This is a genomic window from Hongsoonwoonella zoysiae, assembly GCF_013266695.1.
GTDB classification, from domain to species: Bacteria; Pseudomonadota; Alphaproteobacteria; order Rhizobiales; family Stappiaceae; genus Hongsoonwoonella; species Hongsoonwoonella zoysiae.
Map to the genome: position 1 here is coordinate 1,344,005 of NZ_JABRXF010000001.1, position 20,427 is coordinate 1,364,431.

Sequence of the window (20,427 nt, forward strand, 5' to 3'; positions counted from 1 at the left end):
AGCCTCAGGACCAGTCGACATCGGCGGTCAGCATATAGCCGGATCCATAGACGGTGCGGATGAGCGGCGATTTGCTCTCGCCGGAAAGCTTCTTGCGGATGCGGGAGATGCGCACGTCGATCGCCCGGTCGAGCGCATCGTCGCGCCCGCCGTGATCGAGTAGGAAATCGCGCGATAAAACGCGTTTCGGCGCATTGAGCAAAGCTTCAAGAAGCTGGGCCTCGCCGGTTGGCAGGAAGGTTTCCTCTCCGTCAGGTGCGACGAGACGGTGCGAGCGCGGTTCATAGGTCCACCCGGCAAAGCGGGCTTTGGAGGATTCTCCTGCTTTTTCCGAAGGCGCTGGCGCTGTGCGGCGCAGGAGCGAGCGCACGCGCGCCACGATCTCGCGCGGGTCGAAGGGCTTGACCACATAGTCGTCTGCGCCGATCTCAAGCCCCATGATCCGGTCCGAGGCATGGGAGCGGGCCGAAAGCACGATGATCGGAACGGCCGTCTTCGCGCGGATGCGGTTGATGAGCTCCATGCCGTCCATATCCGGCAGGCCGAGGTCGAGCACGATAACCGACGGCTCGCGCAGATTGAGCGCGGAAAGCACATCGCGCCCGGTCGCAAACCCTTCGGCGCGGAACCGGTAGGTGCCGAGCGTGTCGACCAGAAGCGCGCGAATGTCGGCCTCGTCGTCGACGACGTAAACGACGGTATCTTCCATGGCCGCCTTGCGCGGATCTCGGATCGGGTCGGGATGGGTCATGTCTCTCGCGCGCTTTCCAGCCGAGTCGGACCGTCGTCAAGAATTTCGTTCATCGCCTTCGCCAGCATGCGGCTTGTGAAGGGTTTTTCAAGCACGGAACAGCCGGCGTCGAGGGTTTCGGATGCCGCCCGGTCGCTGCGGTAGCCGCTCATCAGCGCGATCGGCAGGCCGGGGCGGATTTCACGCATCTTCCGCGCCAATGCCGTCCCGCTCGACTGGCCCGGCATGACAACGTCGCTGACGACCGCCGCAATGTCCGGAACGCTGCGCACGAGCGCCAGCGCATCCTCCGTATCGGTGGAGACGAGCACGGCGAAGCCGAGTTCCACAAGCTGGTCTCGCACCACCTCGGCGACATCCGGCTCGTCGTCGACGACGAGAATGAGCGCACCGTCGGAAATGGCGGCGGGCGCGGCCTCCTCGCGAATGACGGCTTCGCGCCCTTCGCCGCCAACAACCGGCAGGTAGAGCGTTATCTTCGTGCCTTCGCCGGGCGCGCTGTCGATTTCGACGTGACCGCCGGCGCGCTTCACCACGCCATAGACGGTGGGCAGGCCGAGGCCGCTGCCCGTGCCGAAGGCCTTGGTGGTGAAGAAGGGATCGAAGGCACGGCGCAAGGTTTCGGCGTTCATGCCGCTGCCCGTATCGCTGACGGCGATGACCCCGTAAGCGCCCTCCGGAAGGTCGAGGGCCTTCGCCTCGGCCGCGGCAAGCTTGCGCTCCGCCAGCGCCAGCGTGATCGTGCCGCCATCGGGCATGGCATCGCGCGCGTTGAAGGCGAGATTGATCAGCGCGTTTTCGAAGCCCGAGGCATCGATCATCGCATCGGCGTTCCGGTCTGAAATCTCAAGATCGAGGCGCACGTTTTTCGGTAGCGATCCGGAAAGCAGGCGGCCGACATTGGAAACGAGGCTCGCAAGCCTGACGCGCGTCTGGTCCGAAACGTCGCCGCGCGCGAACGCCAGAAGCCGGCGCGTCAGGTCCGCGCCGCGCCGGGCGGCATGAAGGAGCGGATCGAGGTGGCCGGCCAGATCCGGCAGGACCTGCTCGTCGGCGAGCCTCTTCAGCGCCAGCGTGTTGCCGATGATGATCGTCAGGAGATTGTTGAAGTCATGCGCAAGCCCGCCCGAAAGCTGGCCGACGGCCTCCATGCGCTGGGCCTGGGCAAGCGCGGCCTCGCTGTGCTTTTGCTGCGTCACGTCGAGCGAGAGGACGAAACAGCCGAGCGTGCGCCCGTCGCGCGTGCGGTCGGGGATGAGGGTGGAGCGCATATGGGCGATGCGCCCCGTCGCGCTCGCGCGGCTGTATTCGTAGGAAACGGCGACACCTTCGAATGCTCGGGCAATGTGAGGGGCAAGCACGGGAAAAAGCTCGGGCCCCGCAACCTCTTCCACCGAGCGGCCGATGATGGAGGAAACCGTCTGGCCGAACCACTTGGCATAGGCGCGGTTGGCGAAGCCGAAAACGGGGCCGGGCGCGAGATAGGCGACAAGGGCCGGAACATTGTCGGTCACGAGCCTCAGCCAGTCCTCGCTCTGGCGAAGGGCGCGGGTGCGTTCCATCACCGTCTGCTCCAGGCGCTCCTGCTGGCGGCGATCGCGCGTGACATCCGTATAGGTGGTGACGAATCCGCCCTGGGGCAGCGGCGCGCCGGTGACGAGAATCACCTGCCCGTTCGGGCGCACACGCTCGAACGAATGGGCCTCGAACAACCGCGCCCGCTCCAGCCGGCGCTGCACCTGCTCCTCGATATCGCCGGGGCCGTATTCGCCGCGCCCGGCGATCACGCGAAAGAAACACTCAAGCGGCGTGCCGCGCTCCGCCAGCCACAGCGGCAGGTCGAGCATTTCGAACAGGCCCCTGTTCCAGGCAAGCAGCCTGAGGTCGGCATCGAAGACCGAAAAACCCTGGTTGATGTGATCGAGCGCGGCCTGAAGGACATCGAGCTGGGGATGGTCTTCAGGGCCTTGCTGCATGGTCGTGGCCGTTGTCATGACCGGATTTTAGCTGAGGATGCGCGCGGGAGAAGACCGGCAAAGGGCTTAGGGGCGGTGTGGTATCGGTCCTGGCACCCAGATTGAAGGCTGCAAGCAAGTGACGGCGCAAAAAGATGATCCGCCCCGCCTGTGGATGCCGGACACCCGCCTTCGCGGGTGTGGCAGGCTGGCGAGTGGGGCAGGGGGCGGATGTGACGGGGCCGGCCGGAAGCGAGGGTCTTCGCGAAGCATCCGCCCTGCAATTCGGCCGTCCCGCACGGATTTCACCTCCCGAAACATTTCGTTGCAATTGGAACATAATGGGGAAACGCGGTTGGCCTAGCGTTTGACGCGCGTGAAAAGCCACGTCAACGCGACGTCAATTAGGTCTTTTTCAAAAAGGGCTTGATTATGCGGTCGCGGCGGGCGTTTGATACGCGGGAGAGAACGATCCCGAAAACGGGACGATCAAGAGGGGAAGAAACGCTATGGCAGGGTCGCCCGTCGTCGAGCGTCTCGACGAGGACACCTTTCCCAAAATCCTTCTGCGCAATGCCGTGGTCTTCAAGGACCGCCCGGCCGTTCGCGAGAAGGATCTAGGAATCTGGCAGGCATGGACGTGGGCCGAGGTCCTCGACGAAATCCGTGCCTTCGCGGTCGGCCTCAAGGGCCTCGGCTTCAAGAAAGGCGACAGGATCGCGATCATCGGCGCAAACCGCCCGCGTCTTTACTGGACGATGGTGGCTGCGCAGTCGCTCGGCGGCGTGCCGGTGCCGATCTATTCCGATTCGGTCGCCGAAGAGATGGTCTTCGTCCTGCAGCACGCGGAAGTGAAATTCGCTTGCGTCGAGGATCAGGAGCAGGTCGACAAGTTGCTTTCGATCTCCGATCGCCTGCCCATGCTGGAGGAGGTGATCTACGACGAGGAACGCGGCCTTCTCGACTACGACCACACCAAGCTGCACAGCTTCGAGGCCGTGCAGGAAGCCGGCCGCAAGACGATGGCCGGCGATGCGAACGCCGTGAAGGCCTGGGAAGCAGACATTGCCGCGTCGAAGGGCGACGACATCGCCGTCATGCTCTACACCTCGGGCACGACGGGCCAGCCGAAGGGCGTGATGCTTTCCTTCGACAATCTCGTCATTTCCGCGCGCAACGGCAACAGATTCGACAAGCTCGACGAGCACGAGGAAATCGTCGCCTATCTGCCTATGGCCTGGATCGGCGACCATGTGTTCTCGCTCGCCCAGGCCTATACGGCCGGCTACTGCGTGAACTGCCCGGAAAGCGCGGAAACGGTGGAATCCGACCGCCGCGAGATCGCGCCAACCTATTTCTTCGCCCCGCCGCGCGTCTTTGAGAACATGCTGACCCACATCATGGTGCGCATGGAGGACGCCTCGAAGCTGAAGAAGAGGATGTTCGACCATTTCATGGAGGTCGCGCGCCGCGTGGGCGAACCAATCCTGAACGGCGAGGACGTCTCCTTCAAGGACCGGCTCATGTACCGGCTCGGCGAGCTTCTGGTCTACGGCCCGCTGAAGAACCAGATGGGCTTCACCCGCCTCAAGGTGGGCTATACAGCCGGCGAGGCGATCGGCCCCGAGATCTTCCGCTTCTACCGCGCGCTCGGGCTGAACCTGAAGCAGCTCTACGGCCAGACGGAGGCTTCCGTCTACATCACCATGCAGCCGGACGGGCAGATCTACGGCGATACCGTGGGCACGCCCGCGCCGCAGGTGGAAATCAGGATCGCCGACAACGGCGAGGTGCTCTACCGTTCGCCCGGCGTCTTCGTCGGCTACTACAAGAACGACGAGGCGACGAAGAACACCAAGACCGAGGACGGCTGGGTGCTCACGGGCGACGCCGGCATCATCACCGACGAGGGGCACCTGAAGATCATCGACAGGGCCAAGGACGTCGGCAAGCTCAAGTCCGGCGACCTCTTCGCGCCGAAATACATCGAGAACAAGCTCAAGTTCTTCCCGAACGTGAAGGAGGTCGTGGCCTTCGGCGACGGACGGGACTTCGCCAGCGTCTTCGTCAACATCGACCTGACGGCGGTCGGTTCCTGGGCGGAGCGCAACAACGTCAACTACGCCTCCTATCAGGAACTGGCGGCGAACCCTCAGGTCTACAGGATGATCGAGGAGCACGTCGACCAGGTGAACCGCGACCTTTCCCGCGAGCCGATGATGGCGGGCGCGCAGATCAGGCGCTTCCTCATCCTGCACAAGGAACTGGACGCCGACGACGGCGAACTGACGCGCACGCAGAAGGTGCGCCGCTCCTTCATCGCCGAACGCTACGCCCCGCTGATCGAGGCTCTATATGACGGTTCCACCGAAAAGCACGTGCGCACGGAAGTGACCTATGAGGACGGGCGCAAGGGCGCGATCGAGGCGACGGTGCAGATCCGCGACATGAAGATCTATGAACCCGAGGGCGGCGTGACCAGGGAGGCGGCGGAATGAACGCCTTTGTGGAACCGGCGACCATGCCCGGAAGCGGCGTGACCAAGGGCGAGGTGCTCTTGAGCGTGGCCAACGTCTCGCTCGCCTTCGGCGGCGTTAAGGCGATCACCGATATCTCCTTCGATATCCGCAAGGGAGAGATCCGCGCGATCATCGGCCCGAACGGGGCGGGCAAGACGTCGATGCTCAACGTCATCAACGGATTCTACCACCCGCAGGAAGGCACCATCACCTGGCGCGGCAAGGCGCGGCGCAAGATGAAGCCCTATGAGGCGGCGAGCCAGGGCATCGCCCGCACGTTCCAGAACGTCGCGCTCTTCAAGGGCATGACCACGCTCGACAACATCATGACCGGGCGCGGGCTGGCGATGAAGAAGAACTTCCTCTGGCAGTGCCTGCACTGGGGACCCGCGCTGAAGGAGGAGATCGTCCACCGCCACCGGGTGGAGGAGATCATCGACTTCCTGGAAATCCAGGCGATCCGCAAGACGCCCGTGGGGCGGCTGCCCTACGGCCTGCAAAAGCGTGTCGAGCTTGCCCGCGCGCTTGCCATGGAGCCCGAGCTTCTGCTGCTCGACGAACCGATGGCGGGCATGAACCTCGAGGAAAAGGAGGACATGAGCCGCTTCATCCTCGACGTGAACCAGCAGTTCGGCACCACTATCGCGCTGATCGAGCACGACATGGGCGTGGTCATGGACCTTTCCGACCGGGTCGTCGTTCTCGACTACGGGCGCAAGATCGCCGACGGGATACCCGAGGAAGTGCAGAAGAACCAAGACGTGATCGACGCCTATCTCGGCGTTCCGCACGAGGAATGAGGGAGCGGCTCCAGACATGTTGTTTTTCATAGAAACCGTCTTGTCGGGACTGATGGCGGGCGTGATGTATTCGCTCGTCGCACTCGGCTTCGTGCTGATCTTCAAGGCGTCCGGCATCTTCAACTTCGCGCAAGGCGTCTTCTGCCTTTTCGCCGCGCTCACCTTCGTCGGCATCATGGAAAAGACGGGGGTTCCCTGGCCGGTCTCCTTCGTGCTGACAGTCGGCGTGATGATCGCGCTCGCCTGGGCGATCGAACGCTTCCTGCTGAGCCACCTGGTCAACCAGGAGCCGATCATCCTCTTCATGGCCACGATCGGGCTTGCCTATTTCCTCGAAGGCTTCGGCGACCTGCTGTGGGGTTCGGACGTGAAGCCGCTCGACATCGGCCTGCCGTCCGGCGCATCCGACTGGATGCTCGACACCTTCGACATCTACGTCGAAAAGCTCGAGGTCGTGGCCGCCGTGGTCGCCGCCGCACTTGTGACGGGGCTTGCGATCTTCTTCCAGAAAACGCGGATCGGGCGGGCGCTGCGCGCGGTCGCCGACGACCACCAGGCAGCCCTTTCGGTCGGCATATCGCTGAGGACGATCTGGGTGATCGTGTGGTCGGTCGCGGGGATCGTGGCGCTGGTCGCAGGCATCATGTGGGGCGCGAAATCCGGCGTGCAGTTCTCGCTGTCGCTGATCGCGCTGAAGGCGCTGCCGGTGCTTATTCTCGGCGGCTTCACGTCGATCCCGGGCGCCATCGTCGGCGGGCTTATCATCGGCGTCGGCGAGAAGGTCGCGGAAATCTATTTGGGGCCGTTCGTGGGCGGCGCCATCGAAAACTGGTTCGCCTACATGCTTGCGCTCGCCTTCCTGCTGGTGCGCCCGCAAGGGCTCTTCGGCGAACGCATCATCGAGCGCGTATAGGACAACGAGGGGCGTAATCCACCATGCTTTATCGTGAGGCCGGTCAATTCAAGACGACCTACGATGCGGATCAGGCGATCTTTCCGATCGCTCAGGACCGCTGGGCCGTCATCGCCTTCGCGGCGATCGCCTTCCTCGTCGTGCCGTTCTTCGTCAACGACTACTGGACGAACGCGGTGCTGCTGCCGCTGCTCATCTACGGGCTGGCCGCGCTCGGGCTCAACATTCTCGTCGGCTACTGCGGGCAGATCTCGCTTGGCACCGGCGGCTTCATGGCGGTGGGGGCGTTCGCCTCCTACAAGCTGATGACGAGTTTTCCCGAGCTCAACATCGCCATCGTCGTCCTGCTTTCCGGCGGGGCTACGGCGCTTGTCGGCGTCATGTTCGGCCTGCCGAGCCTGCGCATCAAGGGCTTCTACCTGGCGGTGGCAACACTTGCCGCCCAGTTCTTCCTCGTCTGGCTCTTCAACAAGGTTGGCTGGTTCTACAACTATTCCGCCACCGGCCAGATCAGCGTGCCGGAGCGTTCCATCTTCGGCCTCGTGGTGACGGGGCCGACGGCGGCACCCTGGGTGAAATACCTCTTCTGCCTGTCCTTCCTCGCCCTCTTCGGCCTGATCGCCAAGAATGTCGTGCGCGGGCGGATCGGGCGCAACTGGATGGCGATCCGCGACATGGACATCGCCGCAGAGCTCATCGGCGTGCGCCCGCTGCAGACCAAGCTTTCGGCCTTCGCCTTTTCCTCCTTCTACGTCGGCATGGCCGGATCGCTGCTCTTCACCATCTATCTCGGCGCGATCGAGGTGACGGAGGTCTTCGGCATCAACGTCTCCTTCCTCGTGCTCTTCATGGTGATCATCGGCGGGCTCGGCTCGATCCTGGGCTCTTTCCTGGGGGCGACGTTCCTGGTGCTCATGCCGATCTTCCTCAAGAACTTCATGGTCGACGGCCTGGGGCTGCTGCCGGTTCTGGCCAAGCATGTCGAAATCCTGCTGATGGGACTTTTGATCATGGGCTTCCTGATCGTGGAGCCGCACGGCCTGGCCCGCATGTGGCAGATACTGAAGGAGAAATTCAGGCTCTGGCCGTTCCCGTACTGAGGCGAAGCGAAACCGGTGCTCCACCGGAGCACCATATAACGAGGGGCGCCTCAGCCATTACCTACCGACCCGCAAGCATGATCCTAGGGAGGAAATACGAATGAGACTGAAGGATCTGGCAACTGGACTCGCCGCACTGGCGATCGCCGCACCGATCGCGGCGACCGCCGCCTCGGCCTATGAACTCACCATTCCATCGCTCGTCTACCGCACGGGCCCCTATGCGCCCAGCGGTATTCCCTTCGCCAACGGCTATGCCGACTATTTCACGCTGTTGAATGAGCGTGACGGCGGCATCAACGGCGCGAAGATCAATGTGGTCGAGTGCGAAACCGCCTATAACACCCAGCAGGGTGTTGAGTGCTACGAGAACACCAAGAACCAGGGCGAATCCGGCGCGCTCGTCTATCAGCCGCTTTCGACCGGCATCTCCTACCAGCTGATCCCGAAGGCTGAGGTAGACCAGATTCCGATCTTCACCATGGGCTACGGGCGCACGTCGGCCGCCGACGGCACGATCTTCCCGTGGATCTTCAATCCTCCGGGAACCTACTGGGACCTGGCGTCCGGCATGGTGAACTACGCCGCCGCGATCGAGGGCGGCCACGCCAATCTTTCGGGCAAGACGCTGGCGCTCGTCTACCACAACTCGGCCTACGGCAAGGAGCCGATCCGCACGCTCGAGGCCCTGGCCGAAAAGCACGGCTTCAAGCTCGAGCTTCTCCCGGTCGACCATCCGGGCCAGGAGCAGAAAGCGACATGGCTGCAGATCCGCCGCCTGCGCCCGGACTGGGTGTTCATGTGGGGCTGGGGCGTGATGAACCAGGTGGCCGTCAAGGAAGCCGCTTCCATCCGCTTCCCGATGGACCGCTTCATCGGCAACTGGTGGTCCGGCTCCGAGCAGGACGTGCTGCCGACCGGAGGTGAAGCGAACGGCTATCTTTCGGGCACCTTCCACGCACCGGGCCCCGACTTCCCGCTGCATCAGGAAATCCTCGACAAGGTCTATGGCGCGGGCAAGGGCGCGGGCGAGAAGGAACGCGTCGGCGAAGTCCTCTACAACCGCGGCCTGATCGCCGCTGTGTGGACCGTCGAGGCGATCCGCAAGGCAATGGAGATCAAGGGCTCGAACGAGATCAAGGCGTCGGACGTGCGTGACGGCTTCGATCAGTTGAAGGTGGACGAGGCGCGCCTTGCCGAGCTTGGCCTGCCGAACTTCACCTATCCGGTGGAGCTTTCCTGCGCCAGCCACTCCAACCCCGGAACGGTGCTGATCCAGCAGTGGGACGCGGGCGCGAAAAAGTGGAACGTGATCGCTTCCGGCATCCAGCCGGACCGCGAGGTGATCGATCCGCTGATCGCGGAAGACGCCGCGGCCTATGCCAAGGAAGCCAACATCACTCCGCGCGAGTGCAACAACTGATCGTCTGACGATCCGACATATAACGTCAGATAATTGGAGCGAAAAATGAACGAGACGGCCGCACAACCGATCCTGTCGGTCAACAACATCGAGGTGATCTACAATCACGTCATTCTGGTGTTGAAGGGCGTCTCGCTCAGCGTACCGGAGGGCGGCATCGTCGCCCTCCTCGGCGCCAACGGCGCGGGCAAGACGACCACGCTGAAGGCGATATCGAACCTTCTCGGTGCGGAACGCGGCGAGGTGACCAAGGGCTCGATCGTCTTCAAGGAAGATCAGGTGGAGGCGCTTTCTCCGAACGACCTGGTGAAACGCGGCTGCATCCAGGTGATGGAGGGCCGGCACTGCTTCGGCCATCTGACGGTGGAAGAAAACCTCCTGACCGGCGCCTACACGCGCAAGGACGGCCATGGCGCGATCAAAGACGACCTCGATCTCGTCTACAGCTATTTTCCGCGCCTGAAGGAACGGCGCAGCAGCCAGGCCGGATATACCTCCGGCGGCGAACAGCAGATGTGCGCGATCGGCCGCGCGCTGATGAGCCGGCCGAACATGATCCTTCTCGACGAACCTTCGATGGGGCTCGCCCCGCAACTCGTCGAGGAAATCTTCGAAATCGTCAAACTCCTCAACGAGAAGGAAGGCGTATCCTTCCTGCTGGCAGAGCAGAACACCAACGTGGCGCTTCGTTACGCGACCTACGGCTACATTCTTGAAGCCGGGCGCATTGTGCTCGACGGCGACGCGAAGGCTCTTCGCGACAATGAGGACGTCAAGGAATTCTACCTCGGCGTGGGCGGTGAGGGGCGCAAGTCGTTCCGCGACGTGAAACACTACAAGCGGCGCAAGCGCTGGCTCTCCTGACGAGCCGCGTCGGTACCATCGCAAAACAGTTTCGAACGATTGTACGTTCCCGACAAGGAGCGGAGGACCTGCCATGACCGGCGAGCACTATGATAGCCTGGAAACGCGCCACAGGGACGAGCGCGAGGCCGACCTGTTTCGCCGCCTTCCCGCGCTGATCGCCCATGCCATCGAAGAAGCGCCGGGCTGGGCAAATCATCTTTCCGGCGTCAACCCGGAAATGGTGACCTCGCGGGCAAACCTTGCGAAACTGCCGGTGCTCAGGAAAAGCGAGCTTCTGGAGGCGCAGTCCCGCAAGCCGCCGTTCGGGGATTTCGCCGTCGCGGATGTCACGCAATACGGGCGGGTGTTCATGTCCCCCGGCCCGATCTTCGAGCCTCAGGGCTCCGGCGCCGATCCGTGGAACGGCGCGCGCGCCCTTTATGCCGCAGGCTTCCGGCGCGGCGATATCGTGCACAACTGCTTTGCCTATCACATGACGCCGGGCGGCTTCATTCTCGACCATGGTGCGCGGGCGCTCGGTTGCGCGGTCTTTCCCGCCGGCATCGGCAATACGGAAATGCAGCTTGAGGCGATCTCCAAAATCCGCCCGAACGCCTATACCGGCACGCCCGATTATCTGAAGATCCTGCTCGACAAGGCGGCGGAGGCCGGCGTCGACGTGTCGTCCATTCGCAAGGGCCTCGTTTCGGGCGGGGCGCTGTTTCCCTCGCTCCGCGCGGAATACGCGGAGCGCGGCGTGGATGTGCGCCAATGCTACGCCGTGGCGGAAGTGGGCGTGATCGCCTATGAAACGCAAGTGGACGCCGGCATGGTCGTCAACGAGGACTGCATCGTGGAAATCGTGCGGCCCGGTACGGACGAACCGGTGCCCGACGGCGAGGTGGGCGAAGTGGTGGTGACCGGCTTTTCCCGCGTCTACCCGATCATCCGGCTTGGAACGGGCGATCTTTCTGCTATCGTGTCCGAACCGTCGCCGTGCGGGCGCACCAACATGCGCCTCAAGGGCTGGATGGGCCGCGCCGACCAGCGCACCAAGATCAAGGGCATGTTCGTCGACCCCAAGCAGGTTGCCGAAATCCTTTCCCGCCACGGGGAGGTCGACCGGGCGCGGCTCATCGTGGAGCGAACCGGCGAGCAGGACACGATGCGCCTCGTTTTCGAAAGCGCAGTGGCCGATGACGGGCTCGCTTCGGCGCTCGAGGTCACCTTGCGCGACGTCACAAAGCTTAAGGGCACTGTGGAACGGGCGGACCCCGGCAGCCTTCCCAACGACGGCAAGGTGATTTCCGACGAGCGGAAATACGACTGAATGCGCCTAATGGCCGCCGCGCGACCACCGGTCGCGGACGGACTTTCGCACCTACATTGGAACGAATATAAATCCGGCCTATCTACCTCGCGCGTAACAGGTGTATGTGAAGCGCTAAAGGATTGGCCGGGAATAATGAACGTGATCGACAAGACGACCGACATTGAACGTGCAAGGGAGATGCGGGCGGTGCGCCTGCCGGAGGGCCACCCGCCGGTCAAGGCGGGCCGCATCGGCGTGCTTCTCGTCAATCTCGGCACGCCGGATGGAACCGACTTCCGCTCCATGCGCCGCTACCTGGAAGAATTCCTGACGGACAAGCGCGTGATCGAATGGCCGAAGGCGATCTGGTATCCGATCCTCTATGGCATCGTGCTGAATACCCGGCCAAAGAAATCCGGCAAGGCCTATGAGGAAATCTGGAACCGAGAGCTTGACGAATCCCCCTTGCGCACGATCACGCGCAGCCAGTCCGACAAGCTTGCCGGGCGTTTGAGCGGCTTGGGGGAAAACCTCGTTTTCGACTGGGCGATGCGCTACGGCAACCCGTCCATCTCATCGCGTCTCCAACGCCTGCGGGAAGAGGGCTGCGAGAGAATTCTCGTTTTCCCGCTCTATCCGCAGTATTCGGCCTCCACCACCGCGACGGTGAACGACACCGTTTTCCGCGCGCTCATGAAGATGCGCTGGCAACCGGCGTTGCGAACCGTGCCGCCCTATCACGACGACCCGGCCTATATCGATGCGATCGCGCGCTCGATCGAGACGGAGCTTGGCGAACTCGACTTCGAGCCGGAAATCGTTCTCGCTTCCTACCACGGTATCCCGCAAAGCTATTTCAGGAACGGCGACCCCTACCACTGCCACTGCCAGAAGACGACGCGGCTGGTGCGCGAGCGCCTGGGCTGGCCCAAGGAAAAGCTGAAAGTCACCTTCCAGTCACGCTTCGGGCCGGAGGAATGGCTGCAGCCCTATACCGACAAGACGGTGGAGGAACTCGCGAAATCCGGCGTCAGGCGGATCGCCGTCATCAATCCGGGGTTCGCGTCCGACTGTCTGGAGACTTTGGAGGAAATCGCCGGCGAGGCGGGCGAGATATTCCATGAGAACGGCGGCGAGCATTTCGCGCATATCCCCTGCCTGAACGACGGCGAACCTGGCATGAAGCTGTTTGAGACGATCGTGCGGCGCGAGCTTTCCGGCTGGGTGTGAGGCCGCGTTCGTGAAAGCTTTGGGGGGATAAGGCAAGGCTTCGACAAGCCTGCCTGCGAATCCCGTAGCGGCAGGCTGGTAAGCCCCTGGCTTTGACCGCATACTTCCGGCGTTTCTCGTTGATTCGATTCGTCGGGAGTTGCCCGCATGCCGCTTGAAATCTACGGCTTCGACATTGCGATCGTCGTCCTTCTTCTCCTGGTCGTTCTTGTTTTCTTCGCCGGGGTAAAGACGGTCCCGCAAGGCTACAACTACACGGTCGAGCGCTTCGGCCGGTTCCGCAAGTCGCTGGAGCCGGGGCTGAATTTCATCGTGCCCTTCATCGACCGCATCGGCCACAAGATGAACGTCATGGAGCAGGTGCTCGATGTGCCCTCCCAGGAGGTGATCACGCGCGACAACGCGACCGTGGAGGTCGACGGCGTGACGTTCTACCAGGTGATCGACGCCGCGCGCGCGGGTTACGAGGTAATGGGGCTCGAAAACGCGATCCTGAACCTCACGATGACGAACATTCGCTCCGTCATGGGGTCGATGGACCTCGACGAGTTGCTGTCCAATCGCGACGAGATCAACGCACGCCTCCTGAAGGTGGTGGACGCGGCCGCCGAACCCTGGGGCATCAAGATGACCCGTATCGAGATCAAGGACATCAACCCGCCGCGCGATCTCGTCGACGCCATGGCGCGCCAGATGAAGGCGGAGCGTGAAAAACGCGCCGCGATCCTGGATGCTGAGGGGCGCAGGCAAGCGGAAATCCTGAAAGCCGAAGGCTTGCGCCAGTCGCTGATCCTGGAAGCCGAAGGGCGGCGTGAAGCCGCTTTCCGCGACGCCGAGGCGCGCGAACGCGAAGCGGAAGCCGAAGCGAAGGCCACACAGATGGTGAGCGAGGCGATCGCCGCCGGCGACGTGCAGGCGATCAACTACTTCGTCGCCAACAAATACGTCGAGGCGTTCGGTGCCTTCGCGAAATCCAACAACCAGAAACTGATGATCCTGCCGACCGAAGCGACGTCGATGCTGGCCTCCCTTGCCGGCATCGCCGAGATCGCCAGGGACAGCTTCGGCGAGGATGTCTTCCAGCGCCGCTCAACGGCAAGCGTTCCGCGCACGGGCCAGCAGGCGAACGGAGAAGGCGCGTGAGCCTGATCGAACGCCTGATTTTCGAGCTGGGGCCGTGGTCGTGGTGGATCCTCGGCCTAATTCTCATCGGGCTCGAGATCCTGGCGCCCGGAACGTTCTTCCTCTGGTTCGGCGTCGCGGCGATCCTCGTCGGCACGCTGGCGCTCTTCGTGGAGCTTTCCTGGCAGGTCTCGCTTCTGCTTTTCCTGGCGGTCGCGATCGCCAGCCTGGTCGCAAGCCGCCTGTTCTTTCGCGGAATAAGGGCCGATGAGGGCGACCCCGGCCTCAACCGGCGCGGTAGCCGCTATGTGGGGCGCACCTTCGTGCTGGACGAGCCGATCATCGACGGATACGGGCGCATCCACATCGACGATACGATATGGCGGGTCAAGGGCCCCGACTGCGGCGGCGGCTCCAAGGTGCGGGTGACGAACACCGAGGGCACCGTTCTCGTGGTGGAGCCTGCTGACGGGTGATCCTCCACGGGGGGCCCTCAGTCCCTCAGGTCAGGGATTGTGGCCGAGCGGCAAGGGCGGAGCCTCCGACATCAGGAGAATGCCGATGCGACGGTTCGAGGCAAGGAATGGGTCGTTCGGGAAAAGCGGCTCGGTATCCGCCTTGCCGACAACCGCGTAGAACCTGTCCTGCGGGATGCCGTATTCCGCAAGTACCTGGCGCGCGGCATTCGCGCGATCGGACGAAAGCTCCCAGGAGGTGTAGCCGGGATTGGTCGACACGCGGCCCGTCGTGGTATGGCCGGTGATGCGGATGCGGTTCGGCATCTTTGCGAGGACCGGCGCCATCTTGGCAAGCAGCCGGCGGGTCAACTCGTAAGGATAGCGCGAGCCTTCGGGAAACATCGAACGGCCTTCCTGGTCGACCAGCAGGATGTTCAGCCCCTCATCCGTTTCCTCCAGAATGATGTTGCTCGAAAGCTCGGTGATCTCGGGAAGTTCCTGCCATGCCTGGCGCAGAGAGGCGGCGGCGGTGGCGAACTGGCGGGGAATGTCGATCTCGGCTTCCGCGACCGAATGGGTGTTGGCTTCCGGGCCTTGCTTGCGCTTCTTTTCGTGGCGCTGGTTGGCGAAGTCGGAATCGAGCTCGTGGGGGACCTGGGAAATATCCTTGATGTAATCGCGGATCGGAATGCCCTCGATTTCGATGATGCCCGTGCGGCGCGAGGTTTCCTTGACGCCGAAGGCTTCCCGCATGGAGCCGGCGACGACCTGCAGCTTCTGCTTGTCCTGAATGGAGAAGGAGATGATCAGGACGAAGAAGCACACGAGGATCGACATCAGGTCGGCGAAGGTGACCAGCCAATCCGGCGCGCCGCCGCCGCTTGCGTTCTGTCTTTTCTTGCTCATGCGCTCACACCTTTGCCGCCGTCGCCATCAAGCCGCCTGCGCCGCTTCGGCCTCGCGCGCCTTTTCGGGGATATAGGCGGTCAGCATGTCGCGGATCAGCGCCGGGCTCTTGTTGTCGCGTATCTGCATGACGCCATCGATGATGAGCGTCTGATTGACCTCCTCCACCTCGAACTTGGTGTCGAGCTTGTCGACGATCGGCAGGCAGACGATGTTGGCGATGAGCGCGCCATAGAGCGTCGTCAGAAGGGCGACCGCCATCGACGGGCCGATGGTCGTCGGGTCGTCAAGGGTCGCCAGCATCTGGACGAGGCCGATGAGCGTGCCGATCATTCCGAAGGCCGGAGCGGAATCCCCCAGCGCCTTGAAGAACTTGCGACCGGATTTCAGCCGCTCCAGATAAAGATCCCGCTCTCTTTCCAGCGTGTCGCGGATGAACTCCGGCTCATAGCCGTCGGCGATGAATTGCATGCCCTTTGCAAGGTTGGGATCCGAGACATCCGCGTTTTCGAGGCCGAGAGGCCCGGATTTGCGGACAATATCGGCGAGCTGCGTGATCTCCTCGATGATGGAGCGAGGGTCTTCCTTCTTGTGCTTGAAGGCCACTTTCGCTCCCACGCCGAGCGCGCTGATGATCCCGGACAAGGGAAAGCGGATCAGCGTGGCGGCCAAACCGCCCCCGATCACGATCATCGCTGAAGGCGTATCTATGAATTGACTGAAACTGCCTCCGAGGAATATGGCAATCATCACCATAACGAAGGCAATAATGATCCCAATGATGGTTCCCAGATCCATTGATGCACCAAACCTTCGGCCGTTCCTGCCGATTTGATTAAACTTGTGCACAAGGATAGGAAGGGCGGGCTAAGCAATCCCTAATCGATTGCCGTCTCGCTCAAGAAAAATGCCTTATTTTCAATAAGGTAAATGGGCAGTAAAAGCAGGGCTCCCAACCCTCAGGCAGCACCGCTGCGAAGCAGGTCGTGCAGGTGGATGATGCCGACCGGCTTTCCCTCTTCCACCACGAAGACGGCGGTGATCGAGGCGGCGTTGACGAATTCCACCGCGGAGGCGAGCAGCATGTCCGGGCCGATGGTTTTGGGATTCGCGGTCATGACTTGCGCCGTCGTCATGTCGAGGAAGTTGGACCGCAGATGGCGGCGGAGGTCGCCGTCGGTAATGATGCCCGCCAGCGTTCCGTCGGCTCCGGTGATGCCGAGCACGCCGAAACCCTTTTGCGTCATCAGCACGATCGCCTCGCGCATCGGCAGATCGGCACCGGCAAGCGGAAGGGCATCGCCGGTGTGCATGATGTCGCGGGCGTGCTTCAGGCTCGCGCCAAGCCTGCCGCCGGGATGGAAGACGCCGAAATCCTGAGCGGTGAAACCACGCGATTCCAGAAGCGCGATGGCAAGCGCATCGCCCATGGCCATCTGGATGATGGTCGACGACGTCGGCGCAAGCCCGTGCGGGCAGGCTTCCGTCACGCGGGGCAGCGTGAGCACGATGTCCGATGCCTTGCCGAGCGAGCTGTCCTCGCGGGAGGTGATGGCCACGAGCGGCACCTTGAAGCGGCGCGTATAGGCAATCGTGGTGGCGAGCTCCTGCGTCTCGCCGGACCAGGAAATGGCGATCACGACGTCATCGGCGGTGATCATGCCCAGATCGCCATGGCTTGCCTCGGAAGCGTGCACGAAGAACGCCGGCGTTCCGGTGGAGGCGAGCGTCGCCGCGAGCTTCACGCCGATATGGCCGCTCTTGCCGATGCCGGTCACGATAACGCGGCCCCTGGAGGCGCGGATCTCCTCGACCGCGCGCGAGAAGGGTACGGCGAGGCCGTCGGCAAGGGCGGCATGAAGCGCTTCCAGCCCTTCGGTCTCCGTGACGATCGTGCGCAGCGCCGAGGCGATTGCCGTGTCCTGACTCTCCACCTCTCCCTTGCCGGGAAGTGCCGCCGCCTGACCCGTCAATTCCTGTCGCATCGATCATCTCGTCATTGCGTGCGTTTCATGCGCTCAATAGCCTTGCCGGCCGCTTTTCGCAAGCTCGGCAGGACTGGTTTGTCGCCCGATTCTGAGGCGTAAAAGCGGCGCTGCCGGCTGTTTTCACTAAGGGTCCGTTAACCCTAACAAATCATTATCGGCTTTTGCGGGACCGCCCGCGCCGCCTGCAGTCGATGGCTTTATGATGAACCGCGTTCGCCTCTTGTATTACACGCTTGCGATGCTGCCCGCGTTCGCCCTGCCGGCGCATGCGCAGACCGCCGGCGTGCGCGACCGCGCGGGGCTGGATCTGGAACTCAGGGGAGCGGCGGACGTTTTCTCTGCCGAGGAGGCCGAAACCGCGGAACCGGGCGCGGGCGACCTCGACGGCGAGAACGAAGAAAGAGACCTGCGACGGGGCATAGCCTTCGGCGACGAGATCGAGCCCATTTCGACGTCGGGCAGGGTAAGGCCCGTGCAGCCGTTCGCCGAGCGCCTGCGCGCGGTATCCCGGCGGCTTGCCTCGTCCGGATCGCAGGGCGGGGGCGAGGACGACGGCGTGTTCGGCGGTGACACGACGCGCGACCGCGCGATCGGCTTTCGCGCAGGATCCTTCCTGTTCTTTCCCGAGCTCTATACGGCCTTCGGCTGGTCGGACAATGCCGCGGGAACGGCAGGTGGCGAGCCCGACAGTTTCTACCGGGTCAACCCGCGCCTTGACGCGCGTTCCGACTGGTCGCGCCATGAACTGGGGGTATCCCTGCGCGGCGGTTACACGGGATATACGGATGAGCCGATCGACGACGATCCCTTTTTCGACGGCAATGCGGACCTGCGGCTAGACCTGAGCCAAAGTACCGAACTTGACGGTTCCGCGCGTTACGGCTTCGCGCGCGAGGAGCGCGGGACGGCGGAATCGAGCGGCGGCGACCAGGACATTCACGAAATCGGCGGCACGCTCGCCATCTCCCGCGATGTCGGACTCTTGGGCGTGCAACTTCGCGGCGACATCGACCACACCGCCTATACCGGGGCATCGACGTCCGGAGACCGGGACAATACGGTCTATGCAGCAACCCTGCGCCTTGACGCGGATACGGGCGCGACGCTCGCGCCCTTCGTTTCTGCGTCGGGCCTGAGGCGCATCTACACCGAAGCCTGCGACGACCCCGTGAGCTGCGAGGACCGTAACGCTACCGGATATGCGCTTCGGGGAGGGGTGACCATCGACACCGGGCCGAAGCTGCGTGGCGAAATCGGCATCGGCTGGCGCGAGGAACGTCCCGGGGACGATGCGCTTGAAAATCTGGAAGGACTTCTGGTCGACGGCTCGATGATCTGGTCTCCGACGCGGCTGACGACGGTGACGGCGAGCGTCGCGACCGCATTTGAGGCGACGGGCATCTCCGGGGCGTCGGGATCGATCGTCTATGCGGGCGATCTCCTGCTTTCGCACAGTTTCAGCGATTCGCTCGTCGGCGAGGCGGGCGTCGGTTACTCCTTGCGTCGCTATGAGGGCATCTTCCTGGATGAACGCAACACGATGGCGACGGCGGCGCTCATCTGGGCGTTTAGCGACACTATCGCGCTGCAGACCAGATACACCTACCGCCATTTCGACACCACGACCAACGGCGGAGACTATGACGTGAACACGATCGAGGCGGGGCTGAGGTTCCGGCATTGATCGCAAAATCCGGGGCGGGCGGGCGATACGACCATGATAGCGCCAAAATCCTTGTTTCAAGATTTGGACATATTGTCCTGACGGCGCAACGGCATGACGGCAAATGGGGACAGCATATGAGGAAGGCAGTATTGAGTATCGCAAAGGCCATAAGGGGCTTTTCCGACCTCGGGCGGATCCAAGCGCCGCTTCTGGTCTCCATCGGCATTGTCCTGTCAGGCCCGCTGGCGGCACCAGCGCATGCGGACGCGGGTTTCGAGCGCTGGAAACGTCAGTTCTGGCAGACCGCGAGCGCAAGCGGGGTGACTTCCGCAACCTATGAAGCGGCGCTTGGCGGGATTACGCCTGACCCCGACACCATCCGGCTGATGAACAAGCAGGCGGAATTCGTCAAGCCTGTGTGGGAGTACCTGGAATCCGCCGTTTCGGAAAAACGCATGGAAACCGGCCGCCGGATGCTTGCCGAGTATAGCGAGGAACTGGGCCGCATCGAACGCCGCTTCGGCGTCGACCGCGAGGTGGTGCTCGCGATTTGGGGCATGGAGACGAACTACGGCGGCTTCAAGGGCGAGCACTATGTGATCCGCGCCCTGGCGACCCTTGCCTATGCCGCACCGCGCCGCACCTCGTTTTGGGAACAGGAACTGGTGACCGCGCTGCAGATCCTGCAGGCGGGCCATGTCACGCCGCAATCCATGGAAGGTTCCTGGGCGGGGGCCATGGGCCACACCCAGTTCATGCCGTCGAGCTGGCGGCACTATTCCGCCGACTATGACGGCGACGGGCGGCACGACATCTGGACCTCGGTGCCGGACGCCCTTGCCTCCACAGCGAATTATCTCAAGCAGCACGGCTGGCAGTACGGCAAGACCTGGGGCTACGAGGTGGATCTGCCGACGGGCTTCGACTATTCGCTGGCCGACGGCGACACGACCAAGACGCTTGCCGACTGGCGAAGGCTCGGTATCCGCCGGACCGGCGACCGGGCGTTCCCGAGGCCCGACGACCGCGCCGAACTGCTTTTGCCGGCGGGCGCGGGCGGGCCCGCATTCCTGATGTTGAAGAACTTCTTCGTCATCAAACGCTACAACAACGCCGACGCCTATGCCCTTGCCGTGGGGCACCTTGCCGACCGCATACGAGGTGGTGACGCCTTCCAGGCCGCATGGCCGCGCAACGCCCTGCCGCTGTCGCGCGAGCAGACGATGATGTTGCAGACATTGCTAAACCGAAAGGGCTTCGACGTCGGCGAGGCGGACGGCCTGATCGGGCCGGCGACGAAACGCGGTATCCGCGCCTATCAAAGGGCAGCCGGGCTGACGCCGGACGGCTATGCCTCGGTGCTTTTGTTGCAGTCCATCCAGTCCGGATCCTGAACGCTTCAAACGGGGCGCCGCAGGCGTTATGATCGCGCGCATGA

Annotated in this window: 17 protein-coding genes; 12 read left to right on the top strand and 5 right to left on the bottom strand. The window is 63.1% G+C overall.

Annotated features, from left to right (window positions below; genetic code table 11):
• Positions 1–4: 4 nt before the first annotated feature.
• Positions 5–751 carry a response regulator transcription factor gene (locus HPQ64_RS06265; RefSeq protein WP_172887463.1) on the bottom strand — a complete coding sequence of 249 codons (747 nt, stop codon included), beginning with the start codon at positions 749–751 and terminating at the stop codon, positions 5–7.
• Positions 748–2,745, bottom strand: a complete 1,998-nt coding sequence (locus tag HPQ64_RS06270) for a PAS-domain containing protein (protein ID WP_210260109.1) — start codon at positions 2,743–2,745, stop codon at positions 748–750. Before HPQ64_RS06270 ends, HPQ64_RS06265 begins: the two co-directional genes overlap by 4 nt.
• A gap of 470 nt (positions 2,746–3,215) precedes the next feature.
• Between HPQ64_RS06270 and HPQ64_RS06275 the strand changes: the two genes are divergently transcribed.
• From HPQ64_RS06275 to HPQ64_RS06320, 10 genes are all read left to right on the top strand, one after another.
• A complete protein-coding gene (locus HPQ64_RS06275; protein ID WP_172887464.1) occupies positions 3,216–5,204 on the top strand; it encodes an AMP-binding protein in 1,989 nt (662 codons plus the stop codon).
• A complete protein-coding gene (locus tag HPQ64_RS06280; protein WP_172887465.1) occupies positions 5,201–6,025 on the top strand; it encodes an ABC transporter ATP-binding protein in 825 nt (274 codons plus the stop codon). Before HPQ64_RS06275 ends, HPQ64_RS06280 begins: the two co-directional genes overlap by 4 nt.
• Positions 6,026–6,041: 16 nt before the next feature.
• Positions 6,042–6,938, top strand: a complete 897-nt coding sequence (locus tag HPQ64_RS06285; protein ID WP_172887466.1) for a branched-chain amino acid ABC transporter permease — start codon at positions 6,042–6,044, stop codon at positions 6,936–6,938.
• Between the two features lie 23 nt (positions 6,939–6,961).
• Positions 6,962–8,038 carry a branched-chain amino acid ABC transporter permease gene (locus tag HPQ64_RS06290; protein ID WP_172887467.1) on the top strand — a complete coding sequence of 359 codons (1,077 nt, stop codon included), beginning with the start codon at positions 6,962–6,964 and terminating at the stop codon, positions 8,036–8,038.
• Between the two features lie 100 nt (positions 8,039–8,138).
• The gene (locus tag HPQ64_RS06295; protein WP_172887468.1) at positions 8,139–9,461 is read left to right on the top strand and encodes an ABC transporter substrate-binding protein; all 1,323 of its coding nucleotides are present in this window, start codon (positions 8,139–8,141) and stop codon (positions 9,459–9,461) included.
• Between the two features lie 45 nt (positions 9,462–9,506).
• Positions 9,507–10,325 carry an ABC transporter ATP-binding protein gene (locus tag HPQ64_RS06300; protein ID WP_172887469.1) on the top strand — a complete coding sequence of 273 codons (819 nt, stop codon included), beginning with the start codon at positions 9,507–9,509 and terminating at the stop codon, positions 10,323–10,325.
• A 73-nt stretch (positions 10,326–10,398) separates the two neighbouring features.
• Positions 10,399–11,637 (top strand): phenylacetate--CoA ligase family protein, encoded by a 1,239-nt coding sequence (locus tag HPQ64_RS06305; protein ID WP_172887470.1) that lies wholly within the window; start codon positions 10,399–10,401, stop codon positions 11,635–11,637.
• 135 nt (positions 11,638–11,772) lie between these two features.
• Entirely contained in the window at positions 11,773–12,849 is a 1,077-nt protein-coding gene (hemH, locus tag HPQ64_RS06310; RefSeq protein WP_172887471.1) for a ferrochelatase, read from the top strand.
• 147 nt (positions 12,850–12,996) lie between these two features.
• Positions 12,997–13,992 carry an SPFH domain-containing protein gene (locus HPQ64_RS06315; RefSeq protein ID WP_210260110.1) on the top strand — a complete coding sequence of 332 codons (996 nt, stop codon included), beginning with the start codon at positions 12,997–12,999 and terminating at the stop codon, positions 13,990–13,992.
• Complete coding sequence (locus HPQ64_RS06320) at positions 13,989–14,447, top strand: NfeD family protein (RefSeq protein ID WP_425483795.1); 459 nt, start codon at positions 13,989–13,991, stop codon at positions 14,445–14,447. The genes HPQ64_RS06315 and HPQ64_RS06320 overlap by 4 nt, the downstream gene beginning before the upstream one ends.
• A 30-nt stretch (positions 14,448–14,477) precedes the next feature.
• On the opposite strand, the gene HPQ64_RS06325 is transcribed toward HPQ64_RS06320, so the two are convergent.
• The 3 genes from HPQ64_RS06325 to HPQ64_RS06335 form a co-directional block, all read right to left on the bottom strand.
• Entirely contained in the window at positions 14,478–15,335 is an 858-nt protein-coding gene (locus HPQ64_RS06325) for an OmpA/MotB family protein (protein WP_172887472.1), read from the bottom strand.
• 27 nt (positions 15,336–15,362) lie between these two features.
• Positions 15,363–16,133: a motility protein A gene (locus HPQ64_RS06330; RefSeq protein ID WP_172887473.1), complete on the bottom strand. Its 771-nt coding sequence runs from the start codon at positions 16,131–16,133 to the stop codon at positions 15,363–15,365.
• A 161-nt stretch (positions 16,134–16,294) separates the two neighbouring features.
• A complete protein-coding gene (locus tag HPQ64_RS06335; protein WP_172887474.1) occupies positions 16,295–17,320 on the bottom strand; it encodes a KpsF/GutQ family sugar-phosphate isomerase in 1,026 nt (341 codons plus the stop codon).
• Between the two features lie 205 nt (positions 17,321–17,525).
• Here HPQ64_RS06335 and HPQ64_RS06340 point away from each other — a divergent pair, with 205 nt between their 5' ends.
• Positions 17,526–19,007, top strand: coding sequence for an outer membrane beta-barrel protein (locus HPQ64_RS06340; RefSeq protein WP_172887475.1), 1,482 nt, complete (start codon positions 17,526–17,528; stop codon positions 19,005–19,007).
• A 131-nt stretch (positions 19,008–19,138) separates the two neighbouring features.
• Positions 19,139–20,383 carry a lytic murein transglycosylase gene (locus tag HPQ64_RS06345; RefSeq protein WP_246270334.1) on the top strand — a complete coding sequence of 415 codons (1,245 nt, stop codon included), beginning with the start codon at positions 19,139–19,141 and terminating at the stop codon, positions 20,381–20,383.
• Positions 20,384–20,427 lie beyond the last annotated feature (44 nt).